A 21,376-nucleotide genomic window follows, 5' to 3' on the forward strand; every position below is an offset into this window, starting at 1 on the left:
GCGGGCTGACAGGGGATCGTAGCGCCAATGGTTTACGAAAGACTTTAGGCGCGATCTTTCGCGATTTCGGCGGTCCGGAAGGTTAATCGCGGGCCCGAAGGTGCGAATTACTCCGCCGGTTCGGTGTGCGGCGTTTCCTCGATCAGGTTCACGAATTTCTCGCGCCACCAGTGGACGTCCTGCGTCCTCACGCCTTCGAGCAGCGCCTGATGCCGCCGCTTGCGCTCTGCCAGCGGCATGGTCATCGCCTTCTGGATCGCGTCGGCCACTTCCTCGGGCGCATAGGGGTTCACGATCAGCGCTTCCTTCATCTGCGCAGCCGCACCGGCAAATCGTGAAAGCACGAGGACGCCGGGATCTTCGGGATCCTGCGCCGCAACGAATTCCTTGGCGACGAGGTTCATCCCGTCGCGAAGGGGCGTGACGAGCCCGACCTTCGCCGCGCTGTAGAGCGCGGTGAGTTCGTCCCGTGAATAGCCGCGGTTGACGTAGCGGATCGGGGTCCAATCGACTTCGGCGAAAGCGCCGTTGATGCGGCCTGCCATCTCGTTCAGCTTTTCGCGGACGTGCTGGTATTGCTCGACCTGTCCGCGCGATGGCGGAGCGACCTGGATCAGCACGACCGAGCGGTGCGCTTCCTCGTGCGTGTTGAGATAATGCTCGAAACTGTTGAGGCGTTCTTCCAGCCCCTTGGAATAGTCGAGCCGGTCGACGCCCACGATCATGCTGAGCTGGCGTAGCGAGACGCGCATGCGTTCCGACAGGTCCTGCGCCGCCTTGGTCTTGCTGGCCTGCAGGAAGTTCTTGAAGTCGATGCCGATGGGGCAGACGACCGCGCGCAAGGTCATGTCGTCGACGGTCACATATTCGCCGTCGACCGATCCACCCAATTCATTGACGCAGTAGTGGAGGAAGCTTTCCAGCCACTCCTCTGTCTGGAAACCGATAACGTCGTAGGCGAATATCGTGCGGACCAGCCGCTCGTGATAAGGCAGCGAGACCAACAGGCGCGTCGGCGGCCAGGGCGTGTGCAGGAAGAACCCGATGCGGTTCTTCACGCCGTGTTCGCGCAGCTGCGAGGCGATCGGGATCAGGTGATAGTCGTTGATCCAGACGGTATCGCCCGGCTCGATCATGACGTGCAGCGGTTCGGCGAAGCGCTTGTTCACGCGCTCATACCCGCTGCCGAAGCTGCGGTTATATTTCGCCAGATCGATGCGGTAGTGAAACAGCGGCCAGAGCGTGCGGTTGGCAAAGCCGTTGTAGTATTCGTCGACGTCCTGCGGTTCGAGATCGACGACGGCAGAGCGCACCCCGTCGATTTCCTCGAACGAGACCGAGCCATTGAATTCCTCGACCGTTCGGCCCGACCATCCGAACCAGAGGCCACCGGATTCGCGCAGCGCGGCCTGAAGCGCGACGGCAAGGCCGCCTTGCGCTGCGTCGGGTGTCGGCATGGACACGCGGTTCGATACGACGATCAGGCGGCTCATGCGGTCATTCCCCCGGTAAGGCAGGTCTTGGCGGTCATCCCGCAGGTTCCAACGCGCGGGCGAGCCAGGCGTTCACGGCATTCGGATCGGAAAGATGATAGCTGGCCCGCGTGTCACGAATGCGGCCGACGAGAACACCGTGCCCGCCATGGTCGCCGACGCGGTCGAAACCGTCTTCGTCGGTGACGTCATCACCCAGAAATACGGGGCGGAAACCCGCAAACGGTGCGTGGCTCATCAGTTCGGAAATGGCCGTGCCCTTGTTTACGCCTGCGACGCGAACCTCGATCATGTCGTGTCCGTGCTGAAGGTGCAGGCCACCGGCCATTTCTTTTGCCAGGTCAATCGACGCGTCGGCAAAAGAGGGCGCGAGGCGGAAGTGGAGCGCTGCGCCCAGAGGCTTGTCTTCAAACAGCACGCCGTCCTTGCCCTCTGCAAAGGCGATGAAAGCCGCCTTGGCCTCGTCCAGAGCGTCGGGGCGGTCGAGGCCATCGCGGCTGCCGTCGGGAAGGCGCCATTCCGCGCCGTGGCTGCCCGCGATGGAAAGCCCCGCAAAGCCGAAATCGTCCAGAACTTCGATCGCGCGTCCGCTGACCAGCGCGAGGCGGCCTTCGAAAAGATCGGAAAGCTGGTTCAGGCGGGTAATGAGATCGCGCGTCACGACCACGCCTTCGGGCCGTTCGGCTAGCGGCACCAGCGTGCCGTCGAAGTCGAGCAGCAGCACGTCCCGTGAGGGATCGGGCGGGGGCGGCGATGGAAGCTGTCCGGTCACGTCATGACCTATGTGGCCCGGGGCAGGTGCGGGTCAAGGTTCATCTCGCACTTGCAGCACGATAAATGGCGGTTTCGTGGGACTTTCCTTGTGCACCAGTGCCCCCATATCGATTGCTCCGGCCCCGATGATATGCGACGGGGCGGGCAGTCAGAAACACGCCTGCGGGGCGGCGCGAACCGATACGGCCGGGAGGAAGGTCGCCGGTTCGTCACGAACAGAAGCCATAATCCGGAACAAGGCCCGCAAAGGGCGGTTCCATCAGGTACGACCGACCCCGTTTTACGGCACAAGAATGAATTGCGAGGGGAACTTGACCGAAATCGCAGACAAGCCGGGCATCGATATGAAGAAGCTCGCGCCCGAACTCGTCCGACACATCGTGGACTCCGAACTTCCGGGCGATGAGCCGCTGCCCAAGGACAGGCGAGAGGAAATCGCGCAGTTCCTGCTCGAATCCGCCACCGTTCGCGAAAATGGCGAGGTCATTATCGCCATCGCCTCGGTGCCCGAAGGGCGTCGCGGTACGCGGATCGCGATCGTGAACGACGATATGCCGTTCCTGGTCGATTCCATTGCATCGACGCTCGCCGATTTCGGCCTGGTCGCTGATACTCTGATCCACCCGGTCGTTCCGGTCGAGCGTGACGACGCCGGCAAGCTGCTTGCCATAAAGGGCGAGAATAGCGATGCGCCCGAAGAATCGCTGATCTATGTCGAGGCTCCGCGCGTCGATGGCGCGCATCGCCGACAGATCGAACAGGCGCTCAAGGCGACGCTGGCCGACGTACGCGCCGCGGTCGAGGACTGGCAGAAACTGGTCGCCGCGATGGAAAAGGACGCGCGTAGCGTCACCGATCCCGAAGGGCGCGCGCTGCTGGACTGGTTTGCTGGCGGCATGCTGACGCAGCTTGGTCACGTGACGCGCAAGCGCGACGGATCTAACAGCCAGCGCCTTGGCGTCTGTCGCAAAAGCGCGAAGGACATCCTTGCCGACGCATCGTGGGACCGTGCTTTCGCGTGGTTCGACGATCTTGGCGACAAGGCGCTTTCGAAGGCACCGCTGGTCGTAAAGGCCAACCAGATTTCCAAGGTCCACCGCTCGGTCCCGCTCGACCTCTTCCTCGTCCCGGTCATGGAGAAGGGCAAGGTCGCCGCGATTTCTGCGCATGCAGGCGTCTGGACCAGTGCCGCGCTGAATACGCCGCCTGACGAGGTGCCGCGCATGCGCCGCGAGTTCGGTGAGCTCACGGTGCGGCTCGGGTTTGACCCGCGTGGCCACACCGGCAAGGCGGTCCTTCACGCGCTGACTGTCCTGCCGCATGACTTGCTGATCGGGTTGCAGGACCACGCCATCGCGCGCCTTGCGACGATGATGTCGGGGCTGGTCGACCGTCCGAAACCGCGTCTTGCGCTGGTCGAAGCCCCGCTTTCGCGTCACCTTTTCGCTTTCGTTTGGCTGCCGCGCGACCTGATGAGCACGCAGACCCGCGTTCGCATCATGGATATGCTGGAGAGCGAGTCGAAGGCCGATATTCTCGATTGGTCGTTGCAGATCGAGGGTGGAAAGCTGGCACGCCTGCATTTCGTCCTCGACATTCGCGGCGGGCAGCACATCCCCGATGAAGGCGCGCTCGATGCACGGCTGCAGACGATGTTGCGCGGCTGGGAAGAGGCGGTCGAGCACGAGCTGTCCGCTTTCGAAGAAGCCGGTCGTGCCGCGGCCCTCGCGCTGCGGTTTGCCGATGCGTTTCCCGTGTCTTATCGTGCCGATTATGGCGCACAGGAAGCTGCACTGGATATCCTGCGCATCAAGGGGCTGGCGAACCTGCCCGAGGACACGACCTCGCTTCGCCGTGATGCGCGCCTCTACCGGCTCGACAGCGATCCGGAAAACCAGCTTCGCCTGAAAGTCTACCAGTACGAAGGCACGCTGCCTTTGTCGGACGCGGTTCCGGCGCTTGAGAACTTCGGTTTCCGCGTTCTCGCAGAGATGCCGACGCGTCTGGACGAAAACCGGATCGGCACGATCCACGATTTCGTCCTGGGCCTTGGCGACGGCGATCCCGTCGACGAAGTGCTGACGCGAGCCGCCGATATCGAATCCGCGATCGCAGCCGTGCTCAACAATCGGGCCGAGAACGACGTGTTCAACCGTCTGGTCGTTGCGACCGGTCTCGGGCACCAGGAGGCCGAGTGGCTTCGCGCGCTCTATCGCTATCTGCGTCAGGGCGGTCTGGGCTTCACGATCTACACCGTGGTCGACGCTTTGGTCGGTGCGCCTGACGTGACCCGCGGGCTGATCGACCTGTTCCGGTCACGCCACGATCCCGCGATGGCCAAGGCCGATGCGGCAGCCGAAAAGGCGCGCAAGGCGATTGTCGACGGGCTGGCCAAGGTCAATGCCATCAACGACGACCGCCTGCTGCGCCAGTACAACGCCACGATCGAGGCGATCCTGCGCACCAACGCCTTCGCCCCTGCCTCGGAAGAGGCGCTGGCGATGAAGCTCGACAGCGCGGGCGTTCCCGGCCTGCCCAAGCCGCTGCCCTGGCGCGAGATCTTCGTCTATTCGCGCCGTGTCGAAGGCATCCACCTTCGTGCAGGGCCCGTCGCGCGTGGCGGCTTGCGCTGGTCCGACCGGCGCGACGACTATCGTACCGAGATTCTCGGCCTGATGAAGGCGCAGCGCGTGAAGAACGCGGTAATCGTGCCGACAGGCGCGAAGGGCGGCTTCTATCCCAAGCAGCTTCCCGACCCGTCGAAGGACCGCGACAGCTGGGCCGCCGAGGGTAAGGCCAGCTACGAGATTTTCATCCGCGCGCTGCTTTCGGTCACCGACAATATCGTCGACGACAAGGTCGTGCATCCCGATGGCGTGAAGATCCTCGACGGCGACGATCCCTATTTCGTGGTCGCCGCCGACAAGGGCACGGCAAGCTTCTCCGACATCGCCAATGCCATCGCTCAGGCCGAAGGCTTCTGGCTGGGCGATGCTTTCGCCAGCGGCGGGTCCAATGGCTATGACCACAAGGCCATGGGCATCACTGCCCGCGGCGCGTGGATTTCGGTGCAGCGCCACTTCCTCGAAATGGGCGTCGACGTTCAGTCCGACACGATCAGCGTCGTGGGCTGCGGCGACATGTCGGGCGACGTGTTCGGCAACGGCATGCTGCTGTCCAAGGCGATCAAGCTGGTCGCCGCGTTCGACCATCGCCACATCTTCATCGATCCCGATCCCGATCCGGCGGCAAGCTGGAAGGAACGCAAGCGCATGTTCGAACTGCCGCGTTCAAGCTGGGAGGATTACGACGAAAAGCTGATCAGCAAGGGCGGCGGCGTCTTCCCGCGCACGATGAAGCGAATCCCGCTGTCGAAACAGGCGCGTGAAGTGCTGGGCATCGAGGACAAGGAGATCGAGCCCGATGCGCTGATTTCCGCCGTGCTCAAGGCCCCGGCGGACCTGCTGTGGTTCGGCGGCATCGGCACTTACGTGAAGTCGACCGCGCAGAACCACGTCGACGTGGGTGATCCGGCGAACGACCGCCTGCGCGTCGATGCGGGCGATCTTCGTGTGAAAGCCATCGGCGAGGGCGCGAACCTTGGCATCACGCAGGCCGGGCGTATCGAGTTTGCCCTGTCCGGCGGGCGCATCAACACCGACTTTATCGACAATTCGGCAGGCGTCGATTGTTCGGACAACGAGGTGAACATCAAGATCGCGCTCGAAGCGGCGCGCAAGGCCGGTCGCCTGTCCGAAGAACGGCGCAATGCGCTGCTCGAGGAAATGACCGACGAGGTCGCGGCCATCGTGCTTGAGGACAACCGTCTCCAGACGCTGGCGCTGTCGGTGGCAGAGCAGGGCGGTTCGCCCGCCACGGCCTCGCAGATCCGCCTGATCGAACAGCTCGAGGATGGCGGCAATCTCGATCGCCGGACCGAAGGCCTTGCCGCAAGCGACGTATTCACCCGCCGCGCGGCCGAAGGGCACGGGCTGACCCGTCCCGAACTGGCAGTACTGTTGTCGAGTTCGAAGCTGGTCCTGCAGGATTCGATCGAGAACTCGAAGCTTCCCGACGATGCCGCGATGGAGAAGACGCTCGTCACCTCCTTCCCGGAACAGTTGCAGGACAAGTTCCGCAAGTATCTCGAAGGGCATCGCCTGCGGCGCGAGATCATCGCGACCGAACTTGCCAACCGCATCGTCAACCGGCTCGGCATGGTCCTGCCGTTCGAACTGGCCGAGGAAGAGAACGCGCTTCTCTCCGAGATTTCGGCCGCTTTCGTTGCTGTCGATCGCCTGTTCGACTTGCGCGACCTGTGGGAGAAGATCGAGAGCGCGAAGATGCCCGAAGAGGCGCGTCTCCTGCTTCTCGACCGGACGGCAGGCGCCGTGCGCAGCCACATGGCCGACGTGTTGCGGCTGGGTGCGGGCGAGATTTCGCCTTCGGAGATTCACGACCTGCTGCGTCCGCAAGTGGACCTGCTGGCTGCCGAAACGTCAAAGCTGCTGGAAACAGCCGCAAAGACCCATTCCGATCGCCTGCGTACCGAACTGACGGGCAAGGGCGCTCCGGCGGCGCTGGCCGATGCGGTCGTCCACCTTTACCAGATGGACGGTGCAATCGGCCTTGCTCAGCTTTCGGCCGACAGTGGCATCAAGGCCCGCACGGTCGCGGCGACGTTCACAGAACTGGGTGCAAAGCTCGGCATCGACTGGGCCCAGCAGACCGCAGCGGTGATGAGCCCGTCGGATCCGTGGGAACGCCTGCTGGTTGCTGGCCTGTCGCGCGATCTTCAGCAGATGCGCCTGCAGTTCCTCAACAAACTGCTGCGAAGCGAAAAGGCCAAGGCCGATCCGGCAGAGGCGCTGGCGAACTGGATCGAGAGCCGTCAGGCGGCGATCCGCCAGTTCCGTTCGATGGTGGGTCGTGCCGAAAACTCGGTCCCGGTCTCACCGGCCATGCTGGCGCATATCGCGGGGCAGGGACGCACGCTTTTCGCAAGCTGATGGATTAAAACCCGTATCGGGCTCGTTCCTGTGGTCGAAGGCCGGTTCACACCGGCGCGATTACAGGAACGAGTACCGCATGAATTACCGCATCATCCTTGCCCTTGGCGCATTCATCCCCGCAGTCGCCTCGGGAACCGCCATGGCGCAGGAACAGCCTGCCGAGACACGCGACAAGACCGCCGCCGAATTCAGCGTCGGCGTCGATTACGAAGAGGGCAGCTACGGCACCGATCAGGACATCCGGTCATGGTCCGTGCCCGCGACGGTGAAGGTCCAGCACGACCGCCTGACTTTTGCCGCTAGCGTGCCCTGGCGCCGGATCGAGGCCGAAGGCACGGGCACGATTGTCACCCCTGACGGCCCGCTTGGCCTGCCGCTGTTTCCCGGCGAAACGCAGGTCGATCAGCGCATCGTGCGCGAAGGGTTGGGCGACGTGACGCTGGCTGCGGCCTATGCGCTGCCGGTCAAGGTCGTGAACCTGTCGGTCAACGGTACGGTGAAGCTGCCGACGGCTGACGAAGGATTGGGAACGGGCGAGACCGACTATGCCGTGGGCGCGGACATTTCCAAGACCATCGGCGCGGGCATCACGCCGTTCGCGGGGCTGACCTATACGATGCCGGGAAGCCCCGAAGGCTACGAACGCAATAACGGTGTCGCCGTGAATGCCGGTTTCGCCGCGCAGATCGGCAAGCGCGCCACGGGCTTCGTCGCCTATCAGGATTCGGCCAGCACCAGCGACGGCCTGCCCGATGGGCAGCGCGTGGCGACCGGCGTGAATGTCGGGCTCGGCGGTGGCCTGTCGCTCGGTGCCTACGGTTCGGCGGGGCTGAGCGCGGGTGCACCTGACCTCACGACCGGACTTCGGCTGGGTTTCCTGATCCCGTAAGGCGGCAGTGATCCTTTGTGCGAACAGGCGAAATGCCTTATGCATCAGCGTGTTCGATCCGCCGCGAAGGAAGCCGTCTTGGCAGAATACAGCGTTTCCACCGGGTCCACCCTTCACCGGTTCGCGGATCTGAAGACGCTGCTCGCCGCCGCGAGCCCGCCGCGTTCCGGCGACGAACTGGCAGGGATCGCGGCAGGCTCTGCCGAAGAACGCGTGGCGGCGCGGATGGTGCTTGCCGACCTTCCGCTGACGACGTTCCTCGAAGATCTCGTCATCCCTTACGAGGACGACGAAATTACCCGCCTGATCGTCGATGACCGCGATGGCGATGCCTTTGCTCCGGTTGCGGCGATGACCGTTGGCGAGTTTCGCGAATGGCTGCTCGACAATGCGACGACCGGCGAGATGATCGCTTCCGTCTCACGCGGGCTGATGCCGGAAATGGCGGCGGCTGTCGCCAAGCTCATGCGCAATCAGGACCTTGTCCTCGCCGCACGCAAAGTCCGCGTCGTAACGGCGTTCCGCAACACGCTGGGCCTGCCGGGGCGCTTCTCGACCCGGCTTCAGCCCAACCACCCGCGCGACGACACGATGGGCATTGCCGCCTCGACGGTCGACGGCATTCTCATGGGGGCGGGCGACGCAGTCATCGGCATCAATCCGGTCAGCGAAAACGTCGGCACGACCGGCGACCTGCTGCGCCTTCTTGACGATATTCGCGAAGGTCTGGCGATCCCGACACAGACCTGCGTGCTGGCCCATGCGACGACCACGCTCGACCTCGTGCGCCGCGGCGCGCCGGTTGACCTGTGTTTCCAGTCCATCGCCGGAACGGAGGGCGCCAATCGCGGCTTCGGCATCAATCTTGCCCTGCTGCGAGAGGCGCAGGACGCGACGATGTCGCTCAAACGCGGGACGGTCGGGCAGGACTGCATGTATTTCGAAACCGGCCAAGGATCCTGCCTTTCCGCCGACGCACATCACGGGGTGGATCAACAGACGCTGGAGGCCCGCGCCTATGGCGTGGCGCGCCATTTCAAACCGCTGCTGGTCAATTCGGTCGTCGGCTTTATCGGGCCCGAATACCTCTACGACGGAAAGCAAATCACGCGCGCTGCGCTGGAGGATCACTTCTGCGGCAAGCTGCTCGGCCTGCCGATGGGGTTGGACATCTGCTACACCAACCATGCCGAGGCGGACGGTGACGACATGGATGCGGCGCTGACGATGACCGCGCTGGCGGGCGTGAATTTCATCATGGGCGTGCCGGGCGCGGACGATGTGATGCTCGGCTATCAGTCGACCTCGTTTCATGATGCGCTCTACGTGCGGGAGGCGCTTGGCCTCGCGCCTGCGCCGGAATTCGAGGAATGGCTGACCGAGCAGGGATTATGGCGCGACGGAAAGTCGGTCGAACCCGAAGGGCTGGCCTTGCCAGACCGGATGCTGGCACTGGCGAACGGTCATGGCTGATCGCGATCTCTCGAAAGTCCTATCGGACCTCACCCCTGCGCGACTTCGACTGGGGAGGGCAGGGGCAGCGTTGCCGACGGGGGCCGCACTAGCATTCCAGCTCGACCATGCGCGGGCGCGGGACGCGGTTAACGCGGTGTTCGAGCCTGATGGACTGGCCGAGGCGATAGGCCGCGAAGTGATCGTCGTGCGCAGTCAGGCGGCGGATCGGGAGGAATATTTGCGTCGCCCAAATCTCGGGCGCAGGCTTCACCCGGATGACGGCGCCATGCTTCCGACCGATGGTTGCGACTTGGCCATCGTCATTGCCGACGGCTTGTCCGCGGCTGCCGTTCACGGCCATGCCGCTTCGCTGGCGCTGGCGATAATCGGGCGGCTAGAGGGCTGGCGCATCGGTCCGGTCATCGCCACGCAACAGGCGCGGGTGGCAATCGGCGATCCCGTTGGCGAGATCATGAAGGCCGAACTCGTCTGCGTGCTCATCGGTGAACGTCCGGGTCTCAGCTCGCCCGACAGCCTAGGGGCCTACCTCACGTGGCAGCCGCGCACCGGACGCAAGGACAGCGAGCGTAATTGCGTCTCAAACATCCGCCCGCCGCATGGCCTGTCCTACGACGATGCCGCCGACACCATAGTCCGGTTGTTGAAGGCAGCGCGGGCGCGGCAGATTACCGGCGTTGCCCTGAAGGACGGGGAAGACCTGATCGGAGGCGGTGAACAATAGGACTGCCGACCTTGCCCGCGCTTGCGAACGGGCGCAGTCAGGGATTGGGTCGTCTTGCTGGATGGGAAAGCCTTGTCGGTTCAGTACCCTTACCTCGATGCCGAACTAACCCTGCCGCTACTTTCCGCGCTTGCCGCGGGCCTGCTGATCGGGATCGAGCGCGGCTGGCACCAGCGCGAACAGGCCAGCGGGTCGCGCGTAGCGGGCATCCGCACCTTTACCCTGATCGGCGGGATGGGGGCGCTGGTTTCGCTAATCGCGGTCCACGTTTCGCAGGCGGTTGCTGCGGTTCTGCTGGCCGCCTTGCTCGTCGTCCTCGTTACCCTGTTCCTGCGGGCCATTATCGGCAGCGGCAGCCGCGATGCGACGACGATGGTCGCCGCTCTCGTCGCGCTGGGTCTGGGGCTGCTGGGCGGAGCAGGCTATCCGGCTTTCGCGATTGCAGGGGCTGCGGTGACGAGCTTCATCCTCGCCATGCGGCGGCAGAGCCATGCTTTCGTCAAACGCCTCACGCGCGAGGAAATGCAGGCCATAGCCCGCTATGCCGTGCTGTCGGTGGCGATCCTGCCGTTCCTGCCCGATGCGCAGTACGGACCTTATGACGCATGGAACCCGTTCAAGCTCTGGCTGGTCGTCCTGCTCATCACCGGTTTTTCGATCGCAGGCTATGTCGCCAACCGACTTGTCGGAGAACGGCGCGGAACGATCGTGACGGCCATGATCGGCGGAGCCTATTCGTCGACGGCGGTCACTGCCTCGCTGGCAGAGCGTCTGCGGGAAGGGGGCGGCGGGCCGCTATCGACCGGCATCGCGCTCGCTAGCTCAATCATGTACCTGCGGGTCATCGCCCTGACCGCTCTGCTTGCGCCTGTCATCACCGTGCCGATCGCCCTGTTGCTTGGCGCACCGACGCTGATGGCATTCGTCGCAACCGCAGTGGCCTGGCGTTTCGAGACCGGACAGGAAGCTTCCGACGCACCGAAAGTCACGCGCAAGCCGTTTGCTCTGCTGCCTGCGTTCATTTTCCTCGCCGCAGTCGCAGCCGCCTCGCTGCTCGTGAACTGGGCCCAGGCCGAGTTCGGGGAGGCCGGCGGTGGCCTGTCGCTCTTCATCGCGGGCAGTTTCGATGTCGACGCCGCCATCGTCGCCTTTTCCGCCTTGCCCGAAGGCGCGGTCGCCCCGCGTATCGCAGCGCTCGCACTGGCCGGGACGGTGGCGGTGAACATGGCGTTCAAGACCGGCATCGTGCTGGCCAACGCGCGCTGGCGGTCGGGCCGGACGGCGGCGCTGGCCTTGATGTCGAGCCTCGTGCTGCTCATCGCCATCGTGCTTTGGGATTTTGTCGCGCTGGTCGCATGACGCATCGGGGCTGACGGGCGGCGGGCTTGGCGCTATGGGCCGCGCATGAGCAATCCGAATTCCGATACCGGCGAAGTCCTCGTCGCCGCGCTTTACCGCTTCACGGCGCTGGACGACTTTGCATCGTTGCGTGAATCGCTTCAGGCGCTGTGCGATGATCAGGGCGTTCGCGGCACGCTGCTGCTCGCCCGCGAAGGGGTGAACGGCACGATCGCGGGCCCGCCCAGCGGGATTGAGATCGTGCTCGAACACATCCGCGCCTTTCCCGATTGCGCCGACCTCGATGTAAAGTTCTCATCTGCCTCGTCGATGCCCTTCAACCGCATGAAAGTGCGCCTGAAGCGCGAAATCGTGACGATGGGCGAGGAAGGGATCGACCCGCGCCGAAGCGTTGGTACTTATGTCGATCCGCAGGACTGGAACGAGTTGATTGCCGATCCCGACACGATCGTGATCGACACGCGAAACGACTACGAAGTCGCAGTCGGCACCTTTCAGCGCGCCATCGATCCCAGGACGGCAAGCTTCCGCGAATTCCCCGGCTGGTTCCGCGAGCAGCGGGAGCGCTTGCTCGGCGAAGGCCGCCAGCCCAAGGTCGCCATGTTCTGCACCGGCGGTATCCGCTGCGAGAAATCGACCGCATTCCTGAAGCAGGAAGGCGTCGAGGATGTATTCCACCTCAAGGGCGGCATCCTCAAATATCTCGAAACCGTGCCCGAGGCCGAGAGCTTGTGGGAAGGCGAATGCTTTGTCTTCGACAACCGCGTCACGGTGGGCCACGGCCTTGTCGAGGGCAGCTACGGCCTCTGCCACGCCTGTCGCAATCCGATCACGGAGGATGACCGCGCCTCCGATCTCTACGAAGAGGGCGTGAGCTGCCCACACTGCCATGCCGAGCGGACCGAGGAGCAGCGCGCCTCCTATCGCGAACGCAACAAGCAGCAGCGCCTTGCGGCCGAGCGCGGTGAGCAGCATGTCGGGGCCAAGCTGGTCAGGCGCAAGGATGGCTGAGCAGCCCCTGCCTATCCTCTACAGCTTCCGTCGCTGCCCTTATGCGATGCGGGCGCGGCTGGCTCTAGCGATCAGCGGCACGACTTGCGAACTGCGCGAAGTAAAGCTGGCGGCCAAGCCTGAGGCCATGCTGAAAGCATCGCCCAAGGGGACGGTACCGGTCCTGGTCGAACAAGGCGGAGAGGTCGTCGACGAGAGCATCGAGATCATGCGGCTTGCCCTGTCGCGTAACGATCCCGAAAACTGGCTTGATCGCGACGATGCCGACCTGATCGCGAGGAACGACGGGGAGTTCAAACACCACCTCGACCGGTACAAGTATCCCGATCGGCACGCATCGGACTCGTTGGAACACCGCGAGGCAGCACTTGCTTTCCTGTCCGAACTCGACCGGAGGATCGGCAATTCAGGACAGATTAGCGGAACAGAGCGGGGGCTTTCCGACATGGCAATCATGCCCTTTGTCCGTCAATTTGCAGCAGTCGATCGCGAATGGTTCGGAGCCACGGGCCTGAACAGCCTGATTACCTGGCTGGAAGATCACCTTGCCTCGGACCTGTTTACGGGTGTGATGAAAAAGCGGGTGCCTTGGGCGGAGGGGGACGTACCCGTCTATTTTCCGGGCTAGGCCTCAGGTCACGCGTTGTTTTTGGCTAAAGCGCTCGTCGCTCCAAAGTTCTCGATCCATAACCTCTTCTAGGATGCGGACTGCGTCCCACACGTCGCGATAACGCGTGTAGAGCGGTGTGAATCCCATGCGAAGCAGATCCGGCGTTCGAAAATCGCCGATCACACCGCGGGATATAAGCGCCTGACAGATCGCGAAAGCCTGGGGGTGTGCGTAACTGACATGGCTGCCGCGATTTGTGCCGTCGCTTGGCGAGGCGAGTGTGAAGCCGTGCCTGTCCACGAGCTTGGCCATAAGCCCGACGTAGAGTTCGCAAAGCGCCTGCCCTTTGGCGAATAGAGCGGCAAGGTCGACGCCTTCGAACTGCGCTAGCCCGCTTTCCAGCGCTGCCATGGCGAGGACAGGCGGAGTGCCGCAGAGAAACCGGTCGATGCCCGAGGCAGCTTCATACTCCTGCGAAAAGGCGAAGGGCTTGGCGTGTCCCAGCCAGCCGGGCAGAGGGTTCGCAAGCCGATCCTGCATCTCGCGCCTGACATAGAGAAATGCCGGTGCGCCGGGGCCGCCGTTCAGATATTTGTATCCGCCGCCGACGGCCAGGTCCGATCCGCTACCTGCGAGGTCGAGCTCTACAGCGCCTGCACTATGGCTGAGGTCCCAGACCACGAGTGCGCCCTTTTCCTTCGCGGCCGCGTTCACGCGGGCCATGTCGAGCTTGTGGCCTGAGCGATAGTCGACATGAGTGAGCAGCAGAACCGCAGTATTCGCGTCGATCATGTCGATGATCGCGTCGCGTTCCACCGCCTTTACCGTCTTAGACCCGCAAAGATCGGCGACTGACTGCGCCATGTAGCGGTCGGTCGGAAAGCCTGCGTTTTCCGTCAGGATCGTGCCGCGAGAGGATTGCAGCGCGATCGCGCCCTGCAACAGTTTGAAAAGGTTCACCGACGTTGAATCGCAGGCGATTACCTCGTCCGGTCCGGCGCCCACCAGACCGGCGATCTTTGCGCCGATTCGCTGCGGCATTCCGATCCAGTCGTGCGAGTTCCAGCTGCGGATCAGGTCGCGGCCCCATTCATCTTCGACCACTTGCGCAAGATGCCGAGGCGTATCGCGCGGGATGGCACCCAGCGAATTGCCGTCGAGATAGATCACGCCTTCCGGCAGACTGAACTGATCTCGCAAAGGCGCAAGCGGATCGCGCTCGTCCATTTCCAGTACGTCTTCGAACGAGATGGTCTTCATTGTTCGTGAGGTGTCCCAAGGTGTTCGATCGCTATGTCGATGACCATGTCTCCGGCCTTTGTGCCCGGTGTGATCAGTTCGAAATGGCCTTGTGCGGGAACGGTGATGGTACGTGTTTCATCGCCGCTCGCCTTGGCCTTGTTTGCGTAGCTTTCGGCGAAAGTCGGAGGCGCGATAACGTCCGCTTCACCGGATATCATGATCTGTTTCACGCCAAGCGGCAGCAGTTCGACCGGCGAAGTATCCGAGAACGGTGTCTCGCGGTCAGCGCCTATGAGACGGTCAATCGTTTCTGCCCCGCAAGCCCCGGATGCCTCGACGCGGGCTTTTTCCAGATCGGGAAGTCCGCCGATACTGACGACCGCCCGAAGAGGGAGGGTGCCACTGCCATACAAAGGGCTTTCTTCCCCGATCCGGCTCCGCCCTGCCAGCCAGAGGGCAAGGTGCCCACCTGCGGAGTGCCCGACCGCAACCGCGCGGGAGGCGTCGAGACCGAGTTCACCAGCTTTGCTTTCCAGCAGATCGGCTGCTGCAGCTACGTCCTGAAAAGTGCCGGGATATCCTCCGCCAGCGACGTCGACGCCCCGATACTCGACGTTCCAGACCGCGATGCCGCGCCGCACGAATGCATCCGCCATGCGGTTCATGATGTCGGCCTTCGCGATACTGGTCTGCCAGCAGCCACCGTGGATCAGAACTACAACCGGGTGCGGGTCTTTGCCTTCGGGTAGCCATAGATTGACGTGTTGAAGCGGATCGTCACCATAGGCGATCGCTTGGGGCGAGGCGGGTTGCTCCAGCTGCTGAAAGTCAGCGTAGGTCATCACGTCAGGCACTGTTTGGCATGACGAGCCCGTAACCGACATCAGCACTCCTCCCGCAATCAGTAACGTACGACGCACCCCTTTGTTCGTCACGCCGGTCCCGGCTTTCCGATCAGTCCCTCGGGGATTGAACGCACATGCAGATCGCGCTGCGGGAAGGGGATTTCGATGCCTTCTGCAGCGAAGCGGCTGGCGATGGCGAAGTAGATCTCGGACGCGGTCGGTGCGCCGTCAGTCGCTTCACGCACGAAGGCCAGGATCTTCATGTTGATCGAGCTGTCGCCGAACCCTTCGATGGCCACAGCCGGTTCAGGGGTTTCGAGGACTTTCGCGTTCGACTGCGCAATCTCAAGCAAGATGGATCGGGCGTTCTCCAGATCTGTGCCGTATGCCACGCCGACCGGAACGACGATGCGGGTCGGGGCCGTACTGAAACTGCGGTTCTTCACGACTTCGGTGATGAGCTGCGAATTCGGGATGATGATCTGGTGTCGGTCGAATGTTTCCACGTGGGTGGATCGCACCGCGATCTTGCGTACGATGCCGGAATGTTCGCCCACTTCGATCCAGTCGCCGACCTTGATGGGGCGTTCCATCAACAAGAGGATGCCACTGGTGAAGTTTTCGACCACTGATTGCAGGCCGAAACCAAGCCCGACTGACAAGGCACCGGCAACAAAGGCAAGGCTAGACAGGTCCAGACCGGTGGTGGCGATGGCGATCACGGCGGCCAGCGTGATGCCGATATAGCCGAGAAACGTGATGATCGCCGCTTCCGCGCCTGTATCCATGCCAAATTCGGGCATGATTGAGACTTTCAGGAAGCGCTGCAGCCAGCGCGTCACGAAAAATCCGATGAAGAACACGATAAAGAACGTGAAAACGTCGCCGGCGGAAATCTTGATCTCGCCGAACTCGATACCGTTACGCAGCGCCAGCAGCGCGTCGCCAATTTCATAGGCGCTGTAGCCCCAGATGATCGCAAGAACAGGGATGACGATCAGGGTCGTCAGGATCCCGCTGAGCAAGGGCAGCAAGTGCAACATCCTGCGATATCGGTGCAGGCGGCCTGCCGCGAGGGAACTGACGAACAGCGCGAAGGAGCGGTGGATATAGACCGCCGCGCAAATCGTGCCGAGCGAGAGCAGCAGGGCGGCAAAGATGTACCTTGCGAGGAACGCGTAACCGATCAGGGCCGCAATGACCGCGGCAAGCGCGAACATCTTGATCGCACGCGCCATCGGGGTTGCGAAATCAAGACTGCTTTCGGGATCGGTGTCAGTGGAGCTTTTTTCGACCCGGCTTTCCCAGAACTGTCTCGCTTCCAGGATTGAGTTTGCCAGTTGCCACAAAAGCCAGGCACCCAGCGTCACCAGCATCGCAGACAGCAGGCGCGACAGATCTGCGCCAAGCAGGTTGTATTCTTCCAGGTTCGCGACGACGAGTTCGGCGGCAAGCACATAGGCTATGCGCCTGACGATCAGCAGCGCGCGCCGGGCGCCATCTTCGGGTAGCGTGATCAGGCGGAGTTCGGGGAACGGCGACATCAGAACGCCCCGGCCAAGCCAATGTCCGATGGCGACAATTATGCCTGCCAGAATAAAGCTGGCGGCAAGTTCGCCCATGTTTTCGGCGCCGATCAGCGGGATGAGTGCGGCCAACATGGCCAGCGTTGCGAGCAGCAGGCTGATGCCCAGCACGAGCGCCAACAGGCTGTCGAGAGCGATTGTCAGCACAAGACGCCGGGCCACGCCCCCAGCCGAAAGAAGCCGTTTTTCCACCAGCCTTATGATGAAACGCCGCGCGAAAACGCCGAACAGCGGCAAGCCGATGACGAGAGCGAGGACGAGGATCGCCGCAAGCAGGACATAGCCGGTGCCGTGTTCTGCGATTGCTTTTCCGCCCGCCGCCGCGGCCTTGGCGATGCCCGAGGATACGTCACGCGCGCTGCCAATCCATAGGCGCGGATCGATCGGCGATTGTCCGCCCTGGAACAGGCGGCGTTGAGCCAGCTCGCCAATAGTCGCATCGAGTTCGTTGACGAGCAGTGCTGCGGTCACTTGCGCATCGCGCAAACGCAGAATCGGTTGTTGAAGTGTGCCGAGCCGCTTCGTCAGTTCCTCGCGCCGCTCGGTGATAAAGGCGGGTTCGCTCTCTCCATCGGCGGGGACGGGGCCCAAAGCCTCGATACGTGCTTGCAGAATTCGCGTGTCGAGCGAGCCACGCGTCGCGAGCATGTCGGCAAGATCGCGGTCACGCGCCAGTTTGGCCCGAACGGCGGAAAGTTCCGTCCGGTTCTGGACGCTGAGGTCTTCGGCATCTGTCTTGAGCACCTCACGCGCTTCAGCCGCATTCGCCTTGAACTCGGCAAAAAGCTTGTCGAGCACGGCGTCGTGTTCCTGCCGTTCGATTTCCGTCGCCGCAATTTGCGATTCCAGCTCGACCGCTTCGGCGACCATGGGGACCAGCGCAGCATGACCCGTTACTGGAATGAACACGACGAGAAGGGCCAGCAAGGCGGTTGCCCATGCCCCAAGATGCCTGCCCGACGGTTTCATCGCATACCTCTCTGATCCGGGGCGCGAGACTAGCGCTTCTATCTGCCATTGGGGAGCCATCTGTATCCGCAATACCCCGAACAGTGCATCGGCGGATTTCTGCCATAGCAGGAAGGCGAAGTTGACACCGATCATTGCAAGGGCGAGCCTGCCAGAAGAAATCGGGTCCGTCTTTCAGTGGGGAAACAAGTCATGCGCAAGACTGCTGTAATTGCATTGCTCACCATCACTCTGGCCGCTTGCGGGTCCGATCCTGCACCCGAGGTTGAAGAAACCGGGGATGCCGCTGCTGGCGAAATGGCCGCGATCCCGGAAAGTCTTTCGCCGTTCGGGGATGGCTACCCTGCATCGGGCGATGCCTGCCGCCGGCTTGGCGAGAGCGCTGCCACCTCAAATTACCTCGACGACAGCGCCATCCTTGTCGGCTGCCCCGACGAAGCATCTGCCGAAGCGCTTGGCGGAGAGATCGTGGGCAATGTCGAAGGTGTACGCCTCGTCAGCATCGCGATGGGCGATGCGAATGTAGGGATGGGTGAAAACGGCCCCGTCGAACCGGCCGCACCCGCGCCGAAGCAGGCATTGAAGGACCCGATCCGCTCACCCGGAGGGTTGGAAACCAAGTGTCTCGCTCGCGTCAACGAACTGACCGGCGGCAATGTTATCGGCACTCGCCAGATCGAAGAGGCAGAGAGCGGCGTCATGATCTACGTGAACGTGGAAGGCGCACAGGCGCCCTGGCAGTGCTTCGGAAGCAAGGACGGTTCATTGCAGGAAGCCTACTACGGCGGCAGCGAGGGCGATCTCTAACGCTCGACCACCATCGAAATGCGGTGCTGGAAGGGGTGATTCGGCGAGGCTCCGTGACGGACCTTGCTGAAGATCCCCCCGCACATTCCGGCAAGGCGCGCCTCGACGATGGGGATCTCCTGACCGTCGCGGACATCGATGTGCGCATGTAATGCGCCATCATAATCCAGTGTCACGGCAGAGGCTTGCGGAAACTCTGACGAGAGTATGTCGCGAATTTGACCGAGTTGGTCCGAGACGACTTTCGGCCCCGGCGTTTTCGGAAACGGTTCGACCTGTCCGGTCGGCTGGCGTGCAATATCGGTCACATTGGCCCCCACAGCTGTGAACGTGGGCCAGACCATACCAGATCAGGGCGTTTTCGGCGAGCCAACTTCGCGCTCGCAGCATGCATTGTGCCGTTCTGAAACCGGTCTTTTGACCTCAAAGATCGGCGATCACGCGCTCCAGTTTCGCGCGTACCTCTCCGGCGGCTTTCAGAAGATCTTCGTTTTCAATTGCCTGCATGGACGCAACGGGATCGATTGCCGCGACCTCGCTCTGCCCACCGCCTGCGTCCTGCACGATGACGTTGCAGGGTAGCATCAGTCCGACCTTGTCCTCGATCTGCAAGGCTTCGTGGGCAAGCTTGGGGTTGCAGGCCCCAAGGATCGTATAAGGGCGGAAATCCGCCCCGATCTTTTCCTTGAGCGTCGACGCGATGTCGATTTTTGTCAGCACGCCGAAGCCCTCCTTCTTCAGGGCTGCCTCAGTCAGATTGATGGCCTCTTCCAGCGTCACGGGAAGGGTCTTGGCAATGTAATAGCTCACGTCTGCCTCATGCTTTGTCCGATTGTCGTCTTTTCGACGCACGACCGGCGCTGAGGTTCCGTGAAAACCGCCCGGCGCAGTTATGCCGGGCGGTTCTGGATCAGAGCTTGTAACCGAACGAGAGGCCGACAGCGGTTTCTGCAAGGTGTACATCGGCTTCACCGCCGCCGAAGTTCATCGGGATCGAACCCGAACCGCGCACGGTCTGTGTCGGGGCGCGCATGACGTAGCCCGTCACTTCCGCGCTGTCCGAGAAGGCAACCGTCGCGCCCAGCGTGTAGTGCCCGCGCACGACGCCGGGGGCGAAGATGTTGAGCAGGGTCTGTGACTGCGGCACCGGATTCTCCGAACGGCCATAGCCTGCGCGCAGCGTGATCGCAGGGCTGGCCTCGTACACCGCGCCGACCTTCCAGACATCGACATCGCGCCAGCCGAAACCGGGGCCGCCATCCGCGCCAAAAGGTACGCCTTCGAATAGCGGGGCAAGCGAATTGCCGACCGACTGGACGTCCGAATATTCGATCCGCTTGTAGTCCGCGCCCAGCGTCAGGCGATCACCGGCCTTCACCGATGCGCCGACGCCCCACGATGCCGGAATGTCGAAATCGCCGCCCTCTGCAAACAGGCCAGCATAATCGTCGAACTTACCCGACCAGACTTTTGACTGGTAGAACGCGCCTATCTTCACGCTGTCGCCGACCGAACCGAGATAGCCGACGCGCACGCCAGCGCCCGTCGTCCAGTCTGCGCCGTTGTTCGAAACGTGTGCCGGATCCATCGAGTAGGCTGCGAAAGGTTGCGCGCCGTGAAGCTCGAAGCTCTGGATCACGAAGAGCGGCGACACGCCGACCGAGTGGCCTTCGGCAAATTCGACAGCGATGGTCGGCGAGATCATGATCTGGCGCAGGTTCACGCCTGCCGCACCCGTCGCGCCGAAGCTGGCGAAGGGGTTCGTCTTGTAATGCGTGTTCATACCGCCGTTGCCATTGACCGCGATGCCGACCGAGACGGTGTCGGACAGCGGGCGGACATAGGCGCCTTCGGGCAGGACGAACGGGTTCGATCCGTTGCCCGAATACTTGCCGTCGAGCCCGGCCTGGTTGCCGTTGATCTCTGCACCGCGATCGGGGACGAAGATTTCAACGCCAACGTCAAAGCGATGTCCGACTTCGGTGGCGGCTGCCGGGTTCACTGCAATAGCGAGCGAATCCTGCGGCATCGCGATCTGCACGCCGCCGGCACCCTTGGCCTTGGCACCCGTGCCGTTGAGGAAATAGCCATCGGTGGCCTGAGCGGTACCCGGCGCGAGGGCAGCTGCAGACAGGGCAAGGGCGAGCGGGAGGCGGCGGGTAAGGCCGGATGCGATATGCGACATGACGAAGTGATGCTTTCTGAATGCGATAAATGCCGGAGTTGAAGGGGGCCCGGCTTCCATTGCGTCGCATTTAGGGAGCGCTTGCCTGCGTTGAAGCGAGTTATCCTTGCCGCCTGTGAAGCCACGCTTGTCCGCATGGCCCAGGTATCGATGTCAGGATTGACGCTTGGCCGAAAGTGGTCGGGGAGAGAGGATTCGAACCTCCGGCCCCTGCCTCCCGAAGACAGTGCTCTACCAGGCTGAGCTACTCCCCGACCGATCGGTCTGCCGCGGCGCTCTTGCGAGGCTGCGGCGAGGCAGGTGCGGGCCTATAAGCGGCGCATTTGGTTCTGGCAAGCGGGCAATCGGAAGTTTCTCGAGGAATTGTTCGATCGCCTGCCAAAACATGTCCGCAAGT

Annotated in this window: 16 protein-coding genes and 1 tRNA gene; 8 read left to right on the plus strand and 9 right to left on the minus strand. The window is 62.8% G+C overall.

Annotation, left to right across the window (positions count from 1 at the left end):
* Positions 1–107: 107 nt before the first annotated feature.
* Both otsA and otsB read right to left on the minus strand, forming a co-directional pair.
* Positions 108–1,493 carry an alpha,alpha-trehalose-phosphate synthase (UDP-forming) gene (gene otsA / locus KIH45_RS02340; protein WP_213174369.1) on the minus strand — a complete coding sequence of 462 codons (1,386 nt, stop codon included), beginning with the start codon at positions 1,491–1,493 and terminating at the stop codon, positions 108–110.
* Positions 1,494–1,527: 34 nt separating this feature from the next.
* Complete coding sequence (gene otsB / locus KIH45_RS02345) at positions 1,528–2,265, minus strand: trehalose-phosphatase (RefSeq protein ID WP_213174370.1); 738 nt, start codon at positions 2,263–2,265, stop codon at positions 1,528–1,530.
* Positions 2,266–2,611: 346 nt separating this feature from the next.
* Here otsB and KIH45_RS02350 point away from each other — a divergent pair, with 346 nt between their 5' ends.
* From KIH45_RS02350 to KIH45_RS02380, 7 genes are all read left to right on the plus strand, one after another.
* A complete protein-coding gene (locus tag KIH45_RS02350; RefSeq protein WP_225899647.1) occupies positions 2,612–7,276 on the plus strand; it encodes an NAD-glutamate dehydrogenase in 4,665 nt (1,554 codons plus the stop codon).
* Positions 7,277–7,355: 79 nt separating this feature from the next.
* On the plus strand, positions 7,356–8,168 hold the full coding sequence (locus KIH45_RS02355; protein WP_213174372.1) for a hypothetical protein: 813 nt from the start codon (positions 7,356–7,358) through the stop codon (positions 8,166–8,168).
* Positions 8,169–8,246: 78 nt separating this feature from the next.
* Entirely contained in the window at positions 8,247–9,641 is a 1,395-nt protein-coding gene (locus KIH45_RS02360; protein WP_225899588.1) for an ethanolamine ammonia-lyase subunit EutB, read from the plus strand.
* A complete protein-coding gene (gene eutC / locus KIH45_RS02365) occupies positions 9,634–10,365 on the plus strand; it encodes an ethanolamine ammonia-lyase subunit EutC (RefSeq protein WP_213174374.1) in 732 nt (243 codons plus the stop codon). Before KIH45_RS02360 ends, eutC begins: the two co-directional genes overlap by 8 nt.
* Before the next feature lie 72 nt (positions 10,366–10,437).
* Positions 10,438–11,724, plus strand: a complete 1,287-nt coding sequence (locus KIH45_RS02370) for an MgtC/SapB family protein (protein ID WP_213174375.1) — start codon at positions 10,438–10,440, stop codon at positions 11,722–11,724.
* A gap of 45 nt (positions 11,725–11,769) precedes the next feature.
* Positions 11,770–12,735, plus strand: a complete 966-nt coding sequence (gene trhO, locus KIH45_RS02375; RefSeq protein WP_213174376.1) for an oxygen-dependent tRNA uridine(34) hydroxylase TrhO — start codon at positions 11,770–11,772, stop codon at positions 12,733–12,735.
* Positions 12,728–13,363, plus strand: a complete 636-nt coding sequence (locus tag KIH45_RS02380) for a glutathione S-transferase (protein WP_213174377.1) — start codon at positions 12,728–12,730, stop codon at positions 13,361–13,363. Before trhO ends, KIH45_RS02380 begins: the two co-directional genes overlap by 8 nt.
* Before the next feature lie 3 nt (positions 13,364–13,366).
* On the opposite strand, the gene kynU is transcribed toward KIH45_RS02380, so the two are convergent.
* The 3 genes from kynU to KIH45_RS02395 form a co-directional block, all read right to left on the minus strand.
* On the minus strand, positions 13,367–14,605 hold the full coding sequence (kynU, locus tag KIH45_RS02385; protein ID WP_213174378.1) for a kynureninase: 1,239 nt from the start codon (positions 14,603–14,605) through the stop codon (positions 13,367–13,369).
* Positions 14,602–15,429, minus strand: a complete 828-nt coding sequence (locus KIH45_RS02390; protein ID WP_213174379.1) for an alpha/beta hydrolase family protein — start codon at positions 15,427–15,429, stop codon at positions 14,602–14,604. The genes kynU and KIH45_RS02390 overlap by 4 nt, the downstream gene beginning before the upstream one ends.
* 89 nt (positions 15,430–15,518) lie before the next feature.
* Positions 15,519–18,122, minus strand: coding sequence for a mechanosensitive ion channel domain-containing protein (locus KIH45_RS02395; protein ID WP_213174380.1), 2,604 nt, complete (start codon positions 18,120–18,122; stop codon positions 15,519–15,521).
* Positions 18,123–18,179: 57 nt separating this feature from the next.
* Here KIH45_RS02395 and KIH45_RS19045 point away from each other — a divergent pair, with 57 nt between their 5' ends.
* Entirely contained in the window at positions 18,180–18,794 is a 615-nt protein-coding gene (locus KIH45_RS19045) for a hypothetical protein (RefSeq protein WP_225899589.1), read from the plus strand.
* On the opposite strand, the gene KIH45_RS02405 is transcribed toward KIH45_RS19045, so the two are convergent.
* The 4 genes from KIH45_RS02405 to KIH45_RS02420 all read right to left on the minus strand — a co-directional run bounded on the left by KIH45_RS02405 (position 18,791) and on the right by KIH45_RS02420 (position 21,233).
* Positions 18,791–19,102, minus strand: coding sequence for a hypothetical protein (locus KIH45_RS02405; RefSeq protein WP_213174381.1), 312 nt, complete (start codon positions 19,100–19,102; stop codon positions 18,791–18,793). The two genes, KIH45_RS19045 and KIH45_RS02405, sit on opposite strands and share 4 nt — an antisense overlap.
* 115 nt (positions 19,103–19,217) lie before the next feature.
* Entirely contained in the window at positions 19,218–19,574 is a 357-nt protein-coding gene (locus KIH45_RS02410; RefSeq protein WP_337925384.1) for a DUF302 domain-containing protein, read from the minus strand.
* Positions 19,575–19,704: 130 nt separating this feature from the next.
* Positions 19,705–20,979 carry an OmpP1/FadL family transporter gene (locus tag KIH45_RS02415; RefSeq protein WP_213174382.1) on the minus strand — a complete coding sequence of 425 codons (1,275 nt, stop codon included), beginning with the start codon at positions 20,977–20,979 and terminating at the stop codon, positions 19,705–19,707.
* 177 nt (positions 20,980–21,156) lie between these two features.
* Positions 21,157–21,233 (minus strand) — tRNA-Pro (locus KIH45_RS02420).
* Positions 21,234–21,376: the final 143 nt, after the last annotated feature.

Origin of the sequence: Croceicoccus gelatinilyticus (assembly GCF_018398395.1) — a bacterium.
GTDB classification, from domain to species: domain Bacteria; phylum Pseudomonadota; class Alphaproteobacteria; order Sphingomonadales; family Sphingomonadaceae; genus Croceicoccus; species Croceicoccus gelatinilyticus.